At 67.4% G+C, this 18,379-nt stretch carries 15 protein-coding genes; 5 read left to right on the top strand and 10 right to left on the bottom strand.

What is annotated here, in order from left to right:
- The first annotated feature begins 48 nt into the window (after positions 1-48).
- Both ACTRWB_RS05235 and ansP read left to right on the top strand, forming a co-directional pair.
- Complete coding sequence (locus ACTRWB_RS05235) at positions 49-1,284, top strand: acyltransferase family protein (RefSeq protein ID WP_446901175.1); 1,236 nt, start codon at positions 49-51, stop codon at positions 1,282-1,284.
- A gap of 345 nt (positions 1,285-1,629) precedes the next feature.
- Entirely contained in the window at positions 1,630-3,120 is a 1,491-nt protein-coding gene (gene ansP / locus ACTRWB_RS05230) for an L-asparagine permease (protein WP_129516141.1), read from the top strand.
- Positions 3,121-3,174: 54 nt separating this feature from the next.
- Here ansP and ACTRWB_RS05225 read toward each other — a convergent pair whose 3' ends face one another.
- Together ACTRWB_RS05225 and ACTRWB_RS05220 are read right to left on the bottom strand one after the other, a co-directional pair.
- Positions 3,175-3,714, bottom strand: a complete 540-nt coding sequence (locus tag ACTRWB_RS05225; RefSeq protein ID WP_446901174.1) for a cytochrome b — start codon at positions 3,712-3,714, stop codon at positions 3,175-3,177.
- A 190-nt stretch (positions 3,715-3,904) separates the two neighbouring features.
- On the bottom strand, positions 3,905-4,855 hold the full coding sequence (locus tag ACTRWB_RS05220) for a helix-turn-helix domain-containing protein (RefSeq protein WP_419688210.1): 951 nt from the start codon (positions 4,853-4,855) through the stop codon (positions 3,905-3,907).
- Positions 4,856-5,200: 345 nt separating this feature from the next.
- Here ACTRWB_RS05220 and ACTRWB_RS05215 point away from each other — a divergent pair, with 345 nt between their 5' ends.
- On the top strand, positions 5,201-6,799 hold the full coding sequence (locus ACTRWB_RS05215) for a GMC family oxidoreductase (RefSeq protein ID WP_446901173.1): 1,599 nt from the start codon (positions 5,201-5,203) through the stop codon (positions 6,797-6,799).
- Positions 6,800-6,847: 48 nt separating this feature from the next.
- Positions 6,848-8,338, top strand: a complete 1,491-nt coding sequence (locus ACTRWB_RS05210; protein ID WP_446901172.1) for an aldehyde dehydrogenase family protein — start codon at positions 6,848-6,850, stop codon at positions 8,336-8,338.
- Positions 8,339-8,423: 85 nt separating this feature from the next.
- Here the strand turns inward: ACTRWB_RS05210 and ACTRWB_RS05205 are convergent, their stop codons facing one another.
- The 5 genes from ACTRWB_RS05205 to ACTRWB_RS05185 all read right to left on the bottom strand — a co-directional run bounded on the left by ACTRWB_RS05205 (position 8,424) and on the right by ACTRWB_RS05185 (position 13,382).
- Positions 8,424-9,515, bottom strand: a complete 1,092-nt coding sequence (locus ACTRWB_RS05205) for a porin (protein WP_129516145.1) — start codon at positions 9,513-9,515, stop codon at positions 8,424-8,426.
- Between the two features lie 178 nt (positions 9,516-9,693).
- Positions 9,694-10,416 carry an SDR family NAD(P)-dependent oxidoreductase gene (locus ACTRWB_RS05200; protein WP_446901171.1) on the bottom strand — a complete coding sequence of 241 codons (723 nt, stop codon included), beginning with the start codon at positions 10,414-10,416 and terminating at the stop codon, positions 9,694-9,696.
- Entirely contained in the window at positions 10,394-11,515 is a 1,122-nt protein-coding gene (locus tag ACTRWB_RS05195; protein ID WP_446901170.1) for a 2,3-butanediol dehydrogenase, read from the bottom strand. The genes ACTRWB_RS05200 and ACTRWB_RS05195 overlap by 23 nt, the downstream gene beginning before the upstream one ends.
- A gap of 1 nt (position 11,516) precedes the next feature.
- Positions 11,517-12,830: an MFS transporter gene (locus ACTRWB_RS05190; protein WP_446901169.1), complete on the bottom strand. Its 1,314-nt coding sequence runs from the start codon at positions 12,828-12,830 to the stop codon at positions 11,517-11,519.
- A gap of 18 nt (positions 12,831-12,848) precedes the next feature.
- Positions 12,849-13,382: a 2,4'-dihydroxyacetophenone dioxygenase family protein gene (locus tag ACTRWB_RS05185; protein ID WP_129516149.1), complete on the bottom strand. Its 534-nt coding sequence runs from the start codon at positions 13,380-13,382 to the stop codon at positions 12,849-12,851.
- Between the two features lie 176 nt (positions 13,383-13,558).
- Here ACTRWB_RS05185 and ACTRWB_RS05180 point away from each other — a divergent pair, with 176 nt between their 5' ends.
- A complete protein-coding gene (locus ACTRWB_RS05180; RefSeq protein ID WP_048250614.1) occupies positions 13,559-14,539 on the top strand; it encodes a helix-turn-helix domain-containing protein in 981 nt (326 codons plus the stop codon).
- Between the two features lie 87 nt (positions 14,540-14,626).
- Here ACTRWB_RS05180 and ACTRWB_RS05175 read toward each other — a convergent pair whose 3' ends face one another.
- From ACTRWB_RS05175 to ACTRWB_RS05165, 3 genes are all read right to left on the bottom strand, one after another.
- Positions 14,627-16,192, bottom strand: a complete 1,566-nt coding sequence (locus tag ACTRWB_RS05175) for a GMC family oxidoreductase (RefSeq protein WP_446901168.1) — start codon at positions 16,190-16,192, stop codon at positions 14,627-14,629.
- A 129-nt stretch (positions 16,193-16,321) separates the two neighbouring features.
- A complete protein-coding gene (locus ACTRWB_RS05170; RefSeq protein WP_446901167.1) occupies positions 16,322-17,290 on the bottom strand; it encodes a helix-turn-helix domain-containing protein in 969 nt (322 codons plus the stop codon).
- Positions 17,291-17,524: 234 nt separating this feature from the next.
- Entirely contained in the window at positions 17,525-18,304 is a 780-nt protein-coding gene (locus ACTRWB_RS05165) for a hypothetical protein (protein ID WP_446901166.1), read from the bottom strand.
- Between the last annotated feature and the right edge of the window lie 75 nt (positions 18,305-18,379).

Raw genomic sequence — 18,379 nt, 5'->3', positions numbered from 1 at the left:
GGATCGCATGCCCCGCGCCGGCGCCGCCCTATCCGGACGGAGGAAATCATGAAGGCATTGCCGGACCATTCGGCGCTCGCGCACATCGTGCAGCGGACGCCGCGCAACCTGGAGCTGGATCGCCTGCGGGCGATCGCCGTGCTCCTGACTTGCTACGTGCACTGGCGCCAGGTGTTCTATCCGTGGACGTTCACGATGCAGTTCGTCGGGCCCGCGACCCCGCTGGATCTGCTGAGCAACGCGTGGGCCGGCGTCGACCTGTTCTTCGTGATTTCCGGCTACATCATCTCGCGCACGATCGTGAGCGAATTCGATGCGCTGCGCGCCGATCCGGGCGCACTCGCGGCGCATGTCAAGGCGTTCTATGTGCGCCGCGCGTTCCGGATCCTGCCGGTTGCCTGGTGCGTGATCCTGATCGTGGTCGCCTGCGGGGCATGCCTGAACGCGGGCGGCTATTTCGCCGGCACCACGTACAACCTGCAGGCGGCGCTGTCGATCTTCACGTACACGTTCAACTTCTGGCTGCCCGATCACAAGATCGCGCCGGGCGTGCCGCTCGCGCAGTACTGGAGCCTGTCGGTCGAGGAGCAGTTCTATCTCGTGTTCCCGCTGTTTCTGATGCTGACGCGCTCCACGCGGCAGCGGGCGCTGTGGCTTGCGCTCACGCTGCTCGCCGTTTCGGTCGCGATTCGCCCGTACCTGCTTGCCGATCCGCTCAAGGTGTTCTTCTATACGCAGACGCGCTGCGACGGCATGCTGTACGGTTGCCTGCTGTATCTGGCGACCACCCGGCCCTGGTTCGCCGCGATACGCGTGGGCGCCCGCGGAAACGGTTATCTCGGCGGCGCCGTCGTGCTCGTGCTCGCGCTGGTACTGGGCTCGATCACCGCGATCGGTTTCGACAACGTCGTCGCGGTGCCGGTCGTCTGCATGCTGTCGGCCGCGCTCGTGTTCATGGCCGCATGCGAAGGCGGCGTTGTGTCGTTTCCGCAGCCGCTGCAATGGGCGTTCGACTGCATCGGCCGGCGCTCCTACTCGCTGTACCTCGTGCATTTGCCGATGTTCTTTCTGACCAACGAACTGATGTTCCGGTACACGCGCGCTCACGAGATTGCCATTACCGCGCGGCTGTGGCCGCAGTACACGCTGTTGATGGTGCTGCTCGTCGCCGGGGCGACGGAGCTGCTGTATCGCTGCGTCGAGCGGCCGATGATCGCGAAAGGTCGGCGTGTCGCGGCGGATGTGATCGGGGCGGCGCAAACGGCGTTGCCGAAGGCGGCTTGAGGGCAGGTTCGGCACCGGCGCGGCGGCACGTGCCGCGCCGGGCGACGCACGCGTCGTCCCGATTCCGCCGGAGCGCGCCGAATCTTTCGAAATCCTGACGTATTTCAAATTGCTTTCCACCCGGGTCGCATGCGCGATTCGGGGCAGGGAAAGTCGAAATTTGCATAGCGTTTGTGAGTGGAATTAAGGCTGCATACGTTTGCGGTTGACGGTGCCGCGCGCGATGTCCGGCGTGCAGCGGCCTCGATGCGCGGCGTGATGGGGCATCGTGCGGCCGTGGGCGCCGCCGGGCCCGGATCGCGGTACGGTCCGAACGAAATCACGCAAGCACGAGAGGATGCAGCCATGGCATCGATTCCCGAACCCACGCCGAGCGGCGAAATCAGCAAGCGAAGCTGGCTCGAATCCCACGAGGCCGGTTATCACAAGACCCTCGGCAATCGACAGGTGCAGATGATCGCGATCGGCGGCGCGATCGGCACCGGTCTGTTCCTCGGCGCGGGCGCTCGCCTGCAGGCCGCCGGGCCGTCGCTCGCGATCGTCTACCTGGTGTGCGGCCTGTTCTCCTTCCTGATCCTGCGCGCGCTCGGCGAACTCGTGATGCATCGCCCGAGCAGCGGCAGCTTCGTGTCGTACGCGCGCGAGTTTCTCGGCGAGAAGGCGTCGTTCGTCGCCGGGTGGATGTATTTCCTGAACTGGGCGATGACCGGCATCGTCGACATCACCGCGGTCGCGCTCTACATGCATTACTGGGCGCCGTTTTCCGGCGTGCCGCAGTGGATCTTCGCGCTGGTGGCGCTCTGCATCGTCGCGACGATGAACCTGATCGGCGTGAAGTGGTTCGCCGAGATGGAATTCTGGTTCGCGCTGATCAAGGTCGCCGCGATCGTGCTGTTTCTCGTGATCGGCTCCGTGATCCTGGGTACCGGCGGCCATGTGGCCGGCCATGACACGGGCATGCACCTGATCACCGACAACGGCGGGTTCTTTCCGCACGGATTGATGCCGGCGCTGGTGCTGGTACAGGGCGTGGTGTTCGCGTTCGCGGGTGTCGAACTGGTCGGCACGGCCGCCGGCGAATGCAAGGATGCGCGCAAGGTGCTGCCGCGCGCGATCAACAACGTGATCTGGCGTATCGCGATCTTCTACGTCGCGTCGGTCGTCCTGCTGGTCTGCCTGCTGCCGTGGAGCGCATACAAGGCGGGCCAGAGCCCGTTCGTCACGTTCTTCGGTGCGCTCGGCGTGCCGGGCATCGGCTCGGTGATGAACCTGGTGGTGCTGACGGCGGCGCTGTCGAGCCTCAACTCGGGCCTGTATTCGACCGGGCGCGTGCTGCGCTCGCTGTCGATGGGCGGCTCGGCTCCCGCGTTCCTCGCACGGATGAGCGCGCAATCCGTGCCGTACGCGGGCATTCTCGTGACGGTCGCGATCTACGTGATCGGCGTGCTGCTCAACTATCTCGTGCCGTCGAGCGTATTCGAGATCGTGCTGAACATCGCGTCGCTCGGCATCATCAGCACGTGGGGCTTCATCGTCGTCTGCCAGATGAAGTTCCGCGCGGCGGTCCGGCGCGGCGAGGTGGACGACGTGTCGTTCAAGATGCCGGGCGCGCCCGTGACGTCGTGGCTCACGCTGCTGTTCCTGCTCGGCGTGCTGGTGCTGATGGCATTCGACTACCCGAACGGCACGTGGACGATCGCGTCGATCCCGCTGGTCGTGTTGCTGCTCGTGATCGGCTGGAAGTGGGTGAGCGGCCGCGCGCGCCGCGGGTCGCTCAAGCCGACGATCCCGTCGGTCGCGCTCACGCAGAACGTGCTCGAGAAAGGCGACGACTGACGCAACGCATTGAGCGACGCAGCGGGGCCGCCGGCCGGATGCCGGCGTGCCCGCTCAAATGCCCATCCGAGCAGCCACCCCGTCGCGATCGACGAACTTGTGTTTCAGCGCGGCCGCGACGTGCATGACCAGCAGCAAGCCGAGCGTCAGCACCAGTGCGCGATGCAGCGCATCGGTCAGCAGTCGCAACGGCTCGTCGCGACCGACGAGCACCGGCAGATTCGCGATGCCGAAGAAACTGACCGGATGCGCGCCGGCGAGGCGGTGCACGTAGCCCGTCAGCGGCACGAGGAACAGCAGCACGTACAGCACGCCGTGCAGCGCGCCTGCGATCCGCGCCTGCCATGACGGCACGCTGTCCGGCAGCGGCGCCGGCGTGTGCGTCGCGCGCCATACGAGGCGCGGCACGGTCAGCATGAAGATCAGGCTGCCGATCGACGCGTGATAGAACAGGATGCCGTTGAACTGCGGCGAGTTATGCGGAAACGAATCCATGTAGAGCCCGATCGACAGGTTCGACAGGATCAAGATCGCGATCGACCAGTGCATGGCGATCGCGAAGCGTGCGTAGGCGGCGTGATTGGGCTGTGACATGAGCGGTCTCGCGGTTTCGGGTGGGTGTCGCGCGCCCGCACGTCCGGCGGCGGACGGCGTGGCGACCCCCGATATACCGGTGTCGGGCCGGATTTATTCCCGGTGCATGCATCGAGCGCTGTTGCAGCGCATCGGTTATTTCCGGCGGGCCGATAGCGGGACGGGGCGCCGTCGGACACAGCGCTTCAAGTCAGGAACCCGAAATCGTTCGATGCGCGAGCCGGTAAGCGCCGGGGCTGCATCCGAACCGCGCCTTGAACGCGCGCCCGAAATGCGTGATGTCCGAGAAGCCGCACGCGATCGCCAGCTCCAGCAGATTCCGGTTGGTATCCGCCGGATCCTCCAGCGCGCGCCGGCTCGCCTGCAGCCGGTATTCCTGGATCAGGCTCTGCGGCGTCTGGTCGGTCGCGGCGAGCGCGCTGTAAAGCGTGCGTCGCGATACGTTCAACGCGCTCGCCAGCCGGTCCGGCGACAGGTCGGGGTCGTGGTAGTGATGCGCGAGATGGATTTCGGCATTCATGCGCAGGGCCGCGCTGCGCGCGTCGGCGCCGGTCAGCGAATCGCCGGCTTCGCGGCGAATCACCGAATCGAGCAGCATCAGCGTCGACTGCTCGAAGCCGAACAGGCTTTCCGGATCGTTCGGCACCTGCCCGTCCATCAGAAAGTGGATGGATTGCAGCGCCAGCCGCGCATTGCCGACGGTCTGGCGAACCTGGACGCCCTCCCGCTCCACGAACCACCGCCACATCGTGCTGCTGCGCGGCGGCGTCAGCGCGGCGACGAAGCGTGACGCATGCGCGGATTCGATCCGGTACGGCTGGGTCGCGTCGTAGATCACCCATTCGCCCGGATTCACGGTCGACGTCGTGTTGCGTTGCGTGATGCGGCTTTGCCCGGCGATCTGGAACAGGATCTTGTAGCAGTCGCTTTCCGTGCGCGCGGCCAGCGCGCGATCGCGGTCCACCTGGACGGCCGTCGTGTCCACCTCCGCCATGCGCAGCCCACCGACCGATGCGACACGCACCGACATCCGGAAAAGCGGGCCGGTATCGTGAAAAACCAGCGGCAGGAAACTGTCTGCGACGAGCTCGCGCAGGTTCGGGCTGCCGTTGGTGGCGCTGACGACGAGTTCATGTGCCATGGCCGGGAGAGGGAAGGTGCCGGGAACGCACCAAGGGTAATGCAAATGAATGAAGCCGGTACGGTCGCCGCGCCGTTCTGCACGCTGAGGCCAAAAGTGTGCACGCAACGCCGAGGTGCGCCGGTGACGCGCTTCTAGAATCGGAATGCGGTCGACAAGTCATCCGCCCGCATCGGGCTTTCGCCACGGCGATGCCCGCCGCGGCACGACCCACCGCACCGGCTGGCTCGCGCCATCAAGAACAACCATCGATTTTCAAGGAGACTCCGCCGAAGGCCACGCGACATACACGGCGGCGGCACGCGCCGGCGAACGTCGTGCGGACGACGGCGGGCGCATACCAGCATGTCCGATAGAACTTTCGACTACATCGTCATTGGCGCCGGGTCCGCGGGCTGCACCATCGCAACCCATCTCGTCGAGCGCCGCAAGGGCACCGTTCTGCTGCTGGAAGCGGGCGGGCACGACAAGGACCTGTTCATCCACATGCCGGGCGGGATCGCGAAGGCCATTCCGCGCCATACCTGGCCGTATGCCGCCGAGCCGTCGGACGACGTGAAGGGCCGGTCGATCGCGGTGCCGCAGGGGCGCGTGCTCGGCGGCTCGAGTTCGGTCAACGGGATGCTCTACGTGCGCGGGCACCGCAACGACTACGACCGTTGGGAGAACGAATTCGGCTGCAAGGGCTGGGGCGCCGACGACATGCTGCGCTACTTCGCGAAGGCGGAGAACAACGAGTCGCTGACGGCGCCTTATCACGGCAACCACGGGCATCTGCAAGTCACCGAGATCCGCTACCGGCATCCGCTTTCGCAGGCGTTCGTGCGGGCCGGCCAGCAGATGGGGCTCGATTACCTGGTCGACTACAACGGCGAGCGCCAGGAGGGCGTCGGGTTCTATCAGGCGACGATCTTCAACGGCGAGCGCGGTTCCACCGCCGCGACGTACCTGAAGTCGGTCCGGAACCGCGCCGAACTCTGCCTCGAGGTCGACGCGCTGGTCGAGCGCGTCGAGATCGCAGGCGGCCGCGCAACGGGCGTCACCTATCGCCAGGGCAACCGGTGCGTGACGGCGCATGCGCGTGCGGAAATCATCGTGACGGCCGGCGCGATCGGTTCGCCGAAGATCCTGCAACTGTCCGGCATCGGGCCACGCAACGTGCTCGACGGCGCGGGCGTCCAGGTGCGGCATGAGCTGCCGGTGGGCGAGAATTTCCACGATCACCTGCACATGTCGGTGAACGCGACGATCCGCACGCCGGTGTCGCTGTACGGTCAGGACAAGGGATGGCGTGCGCTCAAGCACGGCATCGAATGGAAGTTTTTCCGCTCGGGCGTCCTGACTTCGCCGGTGCTCGAAGGGTTCGCGTTCGTCGATACCTGCGGGCAGGGGCAGCCGGACGTCCAGTTCCACTTCCTGCCGATCATCGATTCGTTCGACGATCCGATCGGCGTGACGCAGGGCCGGACGCACGGCATCACGATCAAGACGGGCCATCTGCAGCCGCATTCGCGCGGGCGCGTGATGATCCGTTCGTCGAACCCGGACGACCTGCCGCGCATCGACGGCCGTTACCTGGCCGATCGCCGGGACGTCGACGGCCAGATTCGCGCGGCGAAGCTCGCGCTGAAGATCCTGCGCCAGCCGGCGCTCGCGGCACACGTCGACGAGATCTTCTCGCCGGATTGCCCGCCTGACGACGAAGCGGGCATCGAGGACTGGGTGCGCGGCGCGGCGAAGACGGTCTATCACCCGGTGGGCACGTGCCGGATGGGCATGGACGCGGCGTCGTCCGTCGTCGATCCGCAACTGCGCGTGCACGGCATCGCGGGGCTGCGCGTGGCCGATAGCTCGACGATGCCCAGTATCCCGAGCGGCAACACGAACGCGCCGACCATCGCGCTCGCCGAAAAGGCGTCGGACCTGATCGCCAGCGCGGCCTGATCGGGCATTTCATTCACATCGATTTCCGGAACTTCTGGAGGCAGGCAAATGGCATTGGTACAGATGCTGGACGAGGTCAAACGGTTTCTCGCGCGCGAGCACGGTCACTACATCGACGGCCGGGCAGTGGCCGGCAGCGGTGGCGAACGGATCGACGTACGCAACCCGGCCACGCGCGCGGTGATCGGTTCGGTCGCGCAGGCGACCGACGACGAGATCGAGGCTGCGATTTCGTCGTCGCATCGCGCGTTCCGCGGCGAGTGGGCGCAGGCGACGCCGGCCGATCGCGAGCGCATCCTGCTGCGGTTCGCGGATCTGATCGACGCGCACGGCGAGGAAATCGCGCAGATCGAAACCGCGCAGTCGGGCAAGCTGATCGGACTGTCGCGGGCGATCGAAGTCAGCTGGTCGGCCCGCTGGCTGCGCTATTACGCGGGCTGGGCCACCAAGATCGCGGGCGAAACGCTCGCGCCGTCGTTTCCGAGCATGAATGGCGAGCGGTACACGTCGTTTACGCTGCGCGAGCCGCTGGGCGTGGTCTTCGGCATCATCCCGTGGAATTTCCCGGTGATGATTCCCGTGTGGAAATTCGGCGCGGCGCTCGCGACCGGCAATACGGTGCTGATCAAGTCGTCGGAGTTCACGCCGCTCACGATGCTGCGCATCGCCGAGCTGGGCACCGAAGCCGGGTTGCCGCCGGGGACGCTGAACGTCATCAACGGCGCGGGCAAGATCGGCGCAAAGGTCATCCGCGATTCGCGCGTGGCGAAGGTCTCGTTCACGGGCTCGGTGCCGACCGGCCGCATCATCGGCGAGGAAGCCGTCAACGCGAACTTCACGCGCTTCACGCTCGAACTGGGCGGCAAGAACGCCGCCGGCTTTTTGCCGGATACGCCGGTCGAGAAGATCCTGGACGGCGTGATCGAGGCCGGGTTCCTGCACAGCGGGCAGGTGTGCGCGTCGGCGGAGCGCTTCTTCGTGCACCGTTCGCAGTTCGACGAGGTGGTCGAGAAACTGAAGGCGCGGCTGGATGCCTTCCAGCCGTCCGACCCGATGGACGACGCGGGAACGATCGGCCCGGTGTGCAACGAACCGCAGTTCCGCAAGTGCATCGATGCGTTCGATCGAGCCCGGGCGGACGGCGACACCATCGTCACGGGCGGCGGCGCTTATGCGCGCGACGGCTTGTACGTGAAGCCGACGATCGTTCTGCCGAAGTCGCTGCAATCGGATTCGTACCGCAACGAGATCTTCGGCCCGGTCGGCGCATTCGTGCCGTTCGACGACGACGAAGCGTTGATCGCGATGATGAACGACACGCCCTTCGGGCTGACCGCGAGCCTGTGGACCAACGATCTCGCGAAGGCGCTGCGCTATGTGCCGCGCATCGAGGCCGGCACCGTCTGGGTGAACATGCATACGCTGGTCGACCCGGCCGTGCCGTTCGGCGGCGCGAAGGGTTCCGGCATCGGCCGCGAATACGGCTCGTCGTTCATCGACGCTTATACGGAACCGAAATCCGTCACCATTCGCTTCTGAGTGCACGACAGGCGCGTTGCCGCATGAAAGGCCGGTAACGCGCCGGTTCGATCGGGCCGGCGCAAACCGGCGGACCCCTTCTCCGTCAGAACCGCGTACTGAACCCGATCCGCGCGATCGACTGCAGCGCGCCGCTCGATGCGCCGTTCGCATCCATCACGCCGTTGATCTGCGCGTTGCTGCCGTGGCCGGTGCGCTGATGCACGCCCGCCACATACACCATCGTGCGTTTCGACAGCCAGTACTGGACGGCGGCCAGGATCTGATGCGCATGCGCGTTGTCGAGCGTGTCGTTGCCCTTCATGTACGTATAGCTCGCGCCGACCACCCACGCAGGCGATGGGTGCCACGCCGCACCGGCTTCCGCCGACCACGCGCCCGCGCCGTTCTGCGCGTTGTGCACGGTCGTGACGAGTGCCTTCCCCGTGACCGTGCCGAGCGTGTAGTGCACACCCGCGCCCCAGTTGCGCACGCTGGTCGGCGGCAGCCCCGCCGACGCGCCGTATTTCTGGTTCGTATAGGCCGCGCCCGCGCCGAACGGGCCGTTGTCGTAGCTCGCGCCGACGCTGACCGTGTTGTTCGCGCCGACCGACCCCGCGACGTTGCCGAAGCCGTACAACGCGCCGAAGGTCAGGCCCGACAGCGACGGGCTGGTGTACTTGACCGAATTCGCGACGCGATTGCTGCCCGCGACGCGATCCCAGTCGAACGCTCCGGTCGGGTTGTTCGGCAGCGCGAGCTTGTCGAACGGCCCGTTGCGAAAGCCGTACAGGCCGACGAGATCCTGCGCGATCTCGTTGCCGCTGGCGGCGAGCGAATCGACCATGAACTCGTACTGGTTGCCGAGCGTGAGCTTGCCGTAGCGGTCGTTTTCCAGCCCGACGTAAGCCTGCCGCGCGAACAGCCCGCCGCCGATGATCGAGCCGTTGCCGAGCGAATACTGGTTGACGAGCCGGAAGATCGCGCGCGTGCCCGCGCCGAGATCCTCCTTGCCTTCGAATCCGAGCAGGTTCGGAAAGAAGATGTTGTCGTCGAATTTCGGATTGCCGTGGCCGCCTTGGTTGCTGACATAGCTGATGCCGGCATCCATCAGCCCGAACATCGTCACGCTGCTTTGCGCGAACGATGCAGCAGGAATCGCGCAGGCGGCGAGCGCCAGAAGGGTCTTTTTCGTCATCTCCAATGTGCTCCTCACATGTTTCCGATCGGATCGGATATTTTTGATTGGACTACTGATTGATACGATTGAACCTGGCCTGGACCGATCCCGATTCAGGTGCAACCGAAAGGAACCGGATCGCGCACGCGGCACCGGCGGGCCGTCGCCCGTCCGCCGCTGCCTCGTGCGCGGCGCGCTAGACCGTCGAATACCCGCCGTCCACCGGCACGACCGCACCGGTGACGAACGACGCGCCGGGCGAGCACAGGAACAGGATCACTTCCGCGACTTCGTCGGCCGTGCCCCAGCGCCCGAGCGGCGTGCGCTCGAGAATGCGGCGCGACGCCTGCGTGTCGGCCATCAGCCCGCTGCTGAGCGGCGTGTCGATCCAGCCGGGCGCGACCGCGTTCACGCGGATTCCGCGATCGGCCCACGCTTGCGCGAGCGAGCGCGTGAGCTGAGCGATGCCGCCCTTGCTCGCGCTGTATGCGGGGCGGTCCTTGCTGCCGAAGTACGTGTACATCGACGCGATGTTGACGATGCTGCCGCCGTTCGCCGACAGCGCCGGCCGTGCGGCGTCGGAGGCGCGCATCACCGACGTCAGGTTCACGTTCAGCACGAGCTCGAACTGGTCCATCCGGTATTCGTCCGCGTGCCGGCTGATGCCGACGCCGTTGACCAATACGTCGAGCCGCGGCAGCGCGGCGATCGTGCGCGTCAGCGCATCGTTGTCGGTCACCTCGAGCTCCACGCACCGGATGCCCGCATGCACCGGCGCATGCGGGCCGCCGGCATCGAGCCCGAGCGCGACGACCGACGCGCCCGCCTGCGCGAACCGCAACGCGGTGCGCGCACCGATGCCCGACGTGCCGCCCGTCACGACGACGGACCGGCCCTCAAACGCCCACTGACGACTCATGCTCGACACTCCCGATGGTGTGTGCGCGCCGGGCGGGCCGTTGCGCGGGTGAAACGAGGATCTTGATCTGCGTGCGGTCGGCCAGCAGTGCGTCGAAACCGTCGGTAACGGCCTCTTCCAGCGACACGGTGCGCGTGACGATCGACGTCAGATCGAGTGCGCCCGACGCGACGATGCGCAGCAGGTCTTCGTACGCATGCCGGTAGCCGACGCTCGCGGTGAAGGTCAGCTCGTCGTTGACCGCGCGGAACGCGTCGAAGCCCGCATGCGGCATCAGGCCGACCATCACGACGCGGCCGCCCTTGCGCAGCGCCTGCATCGCCGCTTCGAACGTGGCCGGCAGCCCGGCCGCCTCGAAACTCGCGTCGACGCCGAGCCCACCCGTGGCCGTGCGGATCGCGTCCTGCAGCGCGGATGCATCGAGCGCGCGTGCATCGAACGTATGCGTCGCGCCGAAGCGCGTGGCGGCCGCGAGCCGTTCGGGCGATACGTCGACGGCCACGATGGTCGTCGCGCCCTGCAGCTTCGCGAGCATGATCAGCAGCAGGCCGATCGGCCCGAGCCCGAACACCGCGCAGGTCTCGCCGAGCCGCAGTGCGCCGCGCCGCAGCGCGTGCAGCGCGACGGCGGCCGGCTCCATCACCGCGGCCTGTTCGAGACTCACGCCGTCGGGCAGTCGATGCAGCATGTAGGCCGGCACGACCGCGAAGTCGGCCATCCCGCCGTCGCCCATCAGCCCGGCGAAACCCATCGATACGCACAGGTTGTACGACCCCGAACGGCAGTATGCGCACTCGCTGCAGCGGTACTCGGGCTCGACCGCGACGCGATCGCCCGCGCGCAGCGCGGTCACGCCTTCGCCGACCTCGACGACGGTGCCGCAGAACTCATGGCCGAGCGTCAGCGGCGCGGTGCGGCGCGACAGCGGATGCGGCGTCTCGACCGGAATCGCGTGCGGGCCGTCCGCATATTCGTGCAGGTCGCTGCCGCAGATCCCGCAATACGCGACCGCGATGCGCACGTCGCCGGGGCCGACACGCGGCGTGTCGATTTCCACGAGACGGACGTCGCGCGGGCCATGCCATTGAAGGGCTCGCATGTCATCGTCCTCCGAGGTTCTGCGCATCGAGGCGGTTCGCGGCAGCGCCGGCGAGCGCGCGCTTGCGCAGCACGGCGGGCGCGGTCTCGACGAGGCCGAACGACAGCACGCACGCGAGGATCGCGCCGGTGGCCGACGTCCACATCGCGAACTGCAGGCCGTACTTGTCGGCCGCGAAGCCGGCGACGGTCGGCGCGACGAAGCCGCCGATCAGCTCGCCCGCGCCCATGATCAGCCCCAGCGCGCTGGCGATCGAGCGGGGCGGCACTGTTTCGGCCGGGATCGTCGCCATGAACAGCGTGAAGCAGCCGAGGCCCGTATAGGTCGCGAGCACGAGCGCACAGAGTGCCCCCAGCGAATTCGCGTGAATCAACACGACCGGGCACGCGGCGGCGATCAGCGCGAACACGATCATCGTCGGCTTGCGGCCGATGCGGTCGGAGATCGCCGGCACCGCGAAGCCCCAGAACACCCACGCGGCGCCGAGGCAGGTCATCACGACGCCCATGTCGGACGGCGACAGGTGGCGGCTCTCGACGAGGAAGACCGGCGCGAACGAGATGATCACGATGAACCACGTGAGGAAGAAGCAACTGATCAGCACGCAGAGCAGGATGTTGCGTTCCTTCAGCAGCGCCCAGCGGCCGATCGCCGCGCCGCTCGCCGCTGGCGTGCCGACCGTGTTGGCCGTATCGGCCTGCGCATGCCGGACGCCGCCGGGCGGCACTTCGCGCACCCAGCGCCAGATGCAGAACGCGATCAGGAAGCCCGGGATGCACGACACGTAGAACGCGTTGCGCCAGCCATACGCGGTCGCGATCCCGATCACGACCGGTGGGCCGATCATCGCGCCGAGCAGGCCGGCGGCCGAGCCCTGCAGCAGGCCCATGTTCAGCCCGCGGCGGCTCGGCGTCGAACTCTCGACCATCAGCGATTGCGACAGCGGTAGCACGGGGCCTTCGGCGATGCCCATCAGCGCGCGGAACGCGATCAGGCTCGCGAAGCCGCCGACGAGCCCCGACAGCGCCGAGCACACGGAAAAGCCGAGCACGGCCGCGATCAGCAGCGGCTTGCGCGTGCCGCGCGCATCGGACCACGCGCCGGTCGCGGCGCCCGACAGCGCCCATGTGAGCGCGAGCGCGGACGACACCATGCCGAGCTGCGTGTTCGTCAGGTGCAGCTCGGCCGACATGAACGGGAACAGGAACGACAGCGCGAGGCGGTCGAAGAAGACGAAACCGAACGTCATGAACAGGATCAGCAGCAGCCTGTTCTCGTACGTCCATGCGAGTCTGGGGGAGGGATGGGATGACATGGCGGGCCTCGTCGCGCGTCAGCGGTACAGCTTCTCGATCGCTTGCGCGCCGAGGCCGACCTTCTCGTAATGCGCCTTGCACATCGCGATGTACGAGTGCACGTCGAAATAGCCGTCGGGGTTGCCTGCTTCGTCGAGCCAGATCAGCGGGCCCTTGACGATGAAGAACGCGCGCATCGGCTCGGGATGATCGAACGCGACGAGCGTGTGGCCCTCGCCCGGCGTCTCGTACACGAAATCGCCGCGCGTCGCGGTCCATTCGTGCTCCAGGTAGCCCCATTTGCCGGACAGCGTGTACGCGAACACCTCGTGCGGGTGATAGTGCCGGTTCACGAGCCCGGCTTCCTTCGCCATCAGGATGTCGCACCATTTGTTCTGCGACGGCGAGATCCACAGCGGCCGCGACGAAACCGTTTCGGTGAACGGAACGTAATAGCGCTCGTCGTCGGTGGCCGCGTTCGGGATATAGGCTTCGGGCAGCGCATCGGGCTTGAACGGATTGGCAATCGGCGGGATGTTTTGCCAGAATTCGGATACGGCTTGGTCGACCACGGTCTGTCTCCTTGTATGTCGGTGTCGTGGGCTCGACTTTAGCCAGCCGGTGCGCGCCGCTCTTGACTGGGCTGGACGAATTGCTTGACCGCGCCGGACATTGCACCGCACCAGAATCCAGACGAACCATCCCCCAATCCGTGCCGCTCGCACGACAGGCGCCCGCAGGAGGCGACGTGACGAATTCGACCGTTTTTTCACGCACGCGAGGCTCGACGGCCGACGTGCCGGCGCGCGACAGGATGGCGTACTGGGATGCGTTCAATGCGGCGACGCTGGTCGGCCTGCGCTGCTCGTCGCTGTCGCCGGCCGGGCTCGAAGTCGAGAAGACCGACATCGCGCTGCCGGGCCTCGGCATCGCCGACATCAGCGGCCGGGATCACGTGATCGAGCGCAGCCCCGCGCTGGTGCGCCAGTTGCCGAAGGAGTCGCTGTTCGCGTGCCAGATCCTGAGCGGGCGGGCATATTTCATCCAGCGCGACCGCTGCCTGCTCGCGGAAGCCGGCGACGTCGTCGTGTACGACACGCGCGTGCCTTATCTGTTCGGATTCCTGACGCCGATGCGGCAGCTGCTGATCGATATCCCGATCACGACGTTCGACGACCGGCTCGATGCCGAGCTGGCGGCGCTGCCGCTGCGGATCGCACCGAAACCGGGCGCGGGCGCGATGCTCGGCGCGACGTTGCGCGCGAGCGTCGAGCGTTTCATGAAGGAGCCGGTCGAGCAGGACGCCGCACGTTTCGCCGAGTACACGCGCACGCTGATCGCGGAACTCATCGACGCGGAAGTGAACGGCGCGGGCGCATCGCGCGCGTCGCTGTCGTACCTGCTGACCGCGAAGCAGTACATCGCGACGCATCTCGGCGATCCGGAGCTCGGGCCACAGGCCGTCGCCGATGCGGTCGGGTTGTCGCTGCGGCACCTGGGCCGGCTGTTTGCGGCGGAAGGCGAATCGATCACGCAGCACATCTGGTCGGAACGGCTGTCGCACGCGCATCGTGAACTGACGGATGCGCGGCTGCGCAAGACCAGCGTCGGCGAGATCGCGTTTCGCTGGGGATTCTCGAGCCAGGCGCACTTCAGCCGCGCGATTCGCGAGCGTTACGGCGCGTCGCCGATGGCGCTGCGCGACGCGGCGCGCGCGGCCGAGTGCTGATGTCGGCAGGTTGAGGGGGCGGCGGCGCGTGTGTCACGCGCCGTTTTCGTTTTCGTTTCCGCTTGCGCCGTGACGCCGCGCGTGGCGTCAATCTGCCAGCATGAACTCGGCACAGCGCTCCGCGATCATGATCGTCGGCGCGTTCGTGTTGCCCGACACGATGCGCGGCATCACCGACGCGTCGCAGATCCGCAATCCGTCGATGCCTTGCACCGCGAGGCGCGGCGTGACGACCGCGTTCCCGTCGTTGCCCATGCGGCAGGTGCCGGCCGGGTGGTAGACGGTTTTCGCGCGGCGCCGCACGTAGTCGGCGAGTGCCGCGTCGGTCAGCGTCTCGGCTTCGCGCACGATGCGCGCGAGCGACGGCGCGCGGATGATCCGCCGGGCGAGCGCGACGCCGCGCACGAGACCGTCGACGTCGGCCGGGTCGGACAGCGCGCCGCTGTCGAACCGGATCGGCGCGGCCGGATCGCTGGAGCGCAGTTGCACGGAGCCGCGCGAACGCGGCCTGAGCAGGCACGGATTGATCGACAGGCCATGGCCGGGCAGCGGTTCGCGATCGACGTCGCCGACGAGCGTCGGCAGCACGTGGAACTGGATGTCCGGCCGGCCGCTGCCGGTCGTGTCGACGAACGCGCCGGATTCGACGACGTTCGACGTCAGCAGGCCCGTGCGGCACAGCATCCACTGCAGCCCGTGGCGCAGTGCCTTCAGCCCGCGATCCTCGCCCAGCAGGCTGACCGGCGCGTGGCTGCGGCCGTAGATCGACACTTCGAGGTGATCCTGGTAGTTCGTGCCGACGTCGCGGCTGTCGTGCAGCACGTCGATGCCGTGCGCGCGCAGGTGGGCGCCGGGGCCGATGCCCGACAGCATCAGCAGTTTCGGCGTGCTCAGCGCGCCGGCCGCGAGCACGACGTCGGCGCGCGCGGCGGCCGAACCCGTCGCGCCGTTTTCCGCGCGCCATGCGACGCCGGTCGCGCGCCGGCCGTCGAACAGGATGCGCGTCACGCGGCAGCCGGTCAGCACGCGCAGGTTCGGGTGGCCGATCGCGTCGGCGAGATAGGTGGCCGCGGTGCTGCCGCGCTGCCCGTCGAAGATCGTCGTGTGATAGAAGCCGGCGCCATGCTGCGCGGCGCCGTTGAAGTCGTCGTTGTACGCGATGCCGGTTTCCTGCGCGGCCTTCACGAACGCGAGGCTCAGCGGATGCCGGAAACGCGTGTCGCCCACCTTCAACGGCCCGTCGGTGCCGTGGAACGGCTCCGAGAGCCGCAAGTGCGATTCGGCGCGCTTGAACACCGGCAGCACGTCGTCCCATCCCCAGCCCGTGCAGCCGAGCGCGGCCCAGTCGTCATAGTCGTCGCGCGTGCCGCGCACGTACAGCATCGCGTTGACCGAACTGCCGCCGCCGAGCGTGCGGCCCTGCGGCACGTAGGTCTTGCGTCCCGCCGCGCCGGGTTGCGGTTCGCTCTCGAACGTGACCGTGCGCCGCGTGCCGAGCACCCGGATGAAGGTCGCCGGAATCCGGATGAACAGGCTGTCGTCCTTCGGGCCGTCCTCGAGCAGCAGCACGCGCCTGCCGGCCTTCACCAGCCGATGCGCGACCGTGCAGCCGGCCGACCCGCCGCCGACGACGATATGGTCGTACGTCTCCATCCCGCTTCTTCTCCTTGCTGTCGGGCGGCGGAACGAGTGCCGCCGCGCAAGAAGCCAGCTTAGCGACCGGTATGCGGCCCCATTTGACCGGGACGGACACCGTGCTTGCCTCGCAGGGACACGGTGGCGCTAGCGCACTTCGGCGGGGGCGCGCGTGTCGCTCGGCGTCTCGCCGAAGCGCGCGCGATAGCTGCGGCTGAAATGCGCGCTGTTGTTGAAGCCCCAGCGGAAGGCGATTTCGCTGACCGTCAGGTGCTTCAGCGACCGGTCGCGCAGGTCGGCGCGGCAGCGTTCGAGCCGCCGCGCGAGGATATAGCGCGTGAGCGGCATCCCTTCGATCTCGAACACGCGCGCGAGCTGGCGCGGCGACAGGTTGATCGCGCGGCTTACCGACTGGCTGTCGAGGTCGTCGTCGGCGAGATGGCTGTCGATAAAGGCTTTCGCGCGCGACAGCGTGTGGACGGTCGATTTCGTCGGCGACATGTCGCCGTCGCGCAGCCGCAGCGTCGACTGCACGAGCTCGAGTATCGCGGCGGCGCGCCGCTCGCGCGCGTCGGGCGTCGGCTCCTGCGGCGCGGCGAGCAGCGCATACACCTGCCGCACCGCCCATGACGCGACACCGTCGCCGCGGTCGATCTTGACGAGGCTGCGGTAGCGCCACGGGCCGACGCGCGCTTCGAACACGTCGCGCGGCACGTCGAGCACGGTCATCGCCATGTCGGCGGGAAAGCCGTGGCCGTACGGCATCGACGTGTCGTACAGGACGAGATCGCCGGGCCCGTGCTGCATGCAGTCGACGTCCTGGAACGTATAGCCTTGCCCCTCGTGCATCAGGCAGATGAACACGGCGTCGCGCTGGTCCGCATGGATGTTGTGCGACGTGCGCACGACCGCGTGCCGGTTCGCGACGATGTCGCATGCGCTGAACAGCCCGAGATCGCGCTTGCGCAGCGTCGCGTCGATGCCTTCTGACGATTTCCCGCTGCATTCGATCCGTACGAGCGTGCGGGCGACATGGTCGACCCAGAAGTCGACGCGCTCGGCGCCGCGTACGGCGCGCGTCGAGATCGTGACGATCCCCGTGCTGGTGTCCGGCATGACGTTCTCCCAATGACCGTCCGAGCCGCGCAGTCTCGGGCACGTCGAATGCCGCGGTCAATCCGTGAAAGACCGGGGCGGGCGCGCAACGCCCTTGCAGCGGGGCGTTGCGGCCGTTCGCGCGATCGATGTCCGTCTGAGTCAACGGAAGTGGCCGTGCGAGTCAAAACGCAGGTGCGATTTTCGGTTAGATGGCGCGCGTATCGCTACGCGCTGCCGACCGGTGCCGCCGGCCTACTTCGATGAAGACGGCGCCAGCCCGAGCGAAACGTCCTGCTCGTAGCCCATCTTGCTGTCGCGGAATTCGACGCTCACGTAGCCGGCGCGCCGCGCGTCGGTGACGTTCGCGTAGATCGACGTCATCACCATGCCCGCATCGCAGTCGAGCGGAATCGTGCGGTCGATGTGACCCGTCGCGATGTTGACGGCCCGCAGCGATCGCATCGCGATGCCGCACGAGTCGGACAACGTATAGACGCCGACCAGCATGTGCGTCTTCGTGCGGTACCACATCGGGATATCGACGGCGCCGTCGAGCTGGAGGTGATCGCGATCGTTGTCGTTCATGCGCCCGACTTCGTTCAGCGTGATCGGGAGCGTCTTGCGGCCATCGTCCCAGGTGCCGGTCGCCGTCTTGCCGGTGAGGTTCAGCGCGATCGGGCAGGGTTTCGGGTGCGACGGCGACTCAGGCGGTACCACCGGCGCTTCGGCATTCGATGCAGCCGGCGACGCTTCGCACAGCGTCATGCGGCCGTCCGGTTCGCGGTGGCCCTGCAGCGGGATCGGCTTGCGATGCGCATCGTAGTAGTAGCTGCCGTCGATACGCCAACGGCCCGCGTCGTTGCGGTCGAGTGCATCGTAAGTCTGCAGCGACACATGGACCGGCGCATTGCCGATCGTGCCGGTGTAGTTCGCGATTTCGTACCAGCCTGCGTACGACGCGGCCGGCACGCACGCGAACAGCGCGGCGAGCGTTGCGGCGAACGGGCGGGCGTAGCGGGGGAGGCGGGTCATCGGCGGTCTTTGTGCGTGGTGTGGGTTCGAGCGCGAAGGACGCCGGCTCGGCCGTGTCGAGTCGCGCGGCCGCCG

The sequence above is a fragment of the Burkholderia sp. YIM B11467 genome, assembly GCF_052952715.1.
Note: the sequence above shows the minus strand (reverse complement) of the source record. Positions and strands in the feature narration are given on the sequence as shown.

What these genes read in the sequence shown, in the direction of transcription:
- ACTRWB_RS05220 (WP_419688210.1), bottom strand. Translation starts at nt 4,855, where the DNA reads ATGGCACATGAACTCGTCGTCAGCGCCACCAACGGCAGCCCGAACCTG.
- ACTRWB_RS05190 (WP_446901169.1), bottom strand. Translation starts at nt 12,830, where the DNA reads ATGTCATCCCATCCCTCCCCCAGACTCGCATGGACGTACGAGAACAGG.
- ACTRWB_RS05175 (WP_446901168.1), bottom strand. Translation starts at nt 16,192, where the DNA reads ATGGAGACGTACGACCATATCGTCGTCGGCGGCGGGTCGGCCGGCTGC.
- ACTRWB_RS05195 (WP_446901170.1), bottom strand. Translation starts at nt 11,515, where the DNA reads ATGCGAGCCCTTCAATGGCATGGCCCGCGCGACGTCCGTCTCGTGGAA.
- ACTRWB_RS05205 (WP_129516145.1), bottom strand. Translation starts at nt 9,515, where the DNA reads ATGACGAAAAAGACCCTTCTGGCGCTCGCCGCCTGCGCGATTCCTGCT.
- ACTRWB_RS05215 (WP_446901173.1), top strand. Translation starts at nt 5,201, where the DNA reads ATGTCCGATAGAACTTTCGACTACATCGTCATTGGCGCCGGGTCCGCG.
- ACTRWB_RS05235 (WP_446901175.1), top strand. Translation starts at nt 49, where the DNA reads ATGAAGGCATTGCCGGACCATTCGGCGCTCGCGCACATCGTGCAGCGG.
- ACTRWB_RS05210 (WP_446901172.1), top strand. Translation starts at nt 6,848, where the DNA reads ATGGCATTGGTACAGATGCTGGACGAGGTCAAACGGTTTCTCGCGCGC.
- ACTRWB_RS05165 (WP_446901166.1), bottom strand. Translation starts at nt 18,304, where the DNA reads ATGACCCGCCTCCCCCGCTACGCCCGCCCGTTCGCCGCAACGCTCGCC.
- ACTRWB_RS05170 (WP_446901167.1), bottom strand. Translation starts at nt 17,290, where the DNA reads ATGCCGGACACCAGCACGGGGATCGTCACGATCTCGACGCGCGCCGTA.
- ACTRWB_RS05200 (WP_446901171.1), bottom strand. Translation starts at nt 10,416, where the DNA reads ATGAGTCGTCAGTGGGCGTTTGAGGGCCGGTCCGTCGTCGTGACGGGC.
- ACTRWB_RS05225 (WP_446901174.1), bottom strand. Translation starts at nt 3,714, where the DNA reads ATGTCACAGCCCAATCACGCCGCCTACGCACGCTTCGCGATCGCCATG.
- ansP (WP_129516141.1), top strand. Translation starts at nt 1,630, where the DNA reads ATGGCATCGATTCCCGAACCCACGCCGAGCGGCGAAATCAGCAAGCGA.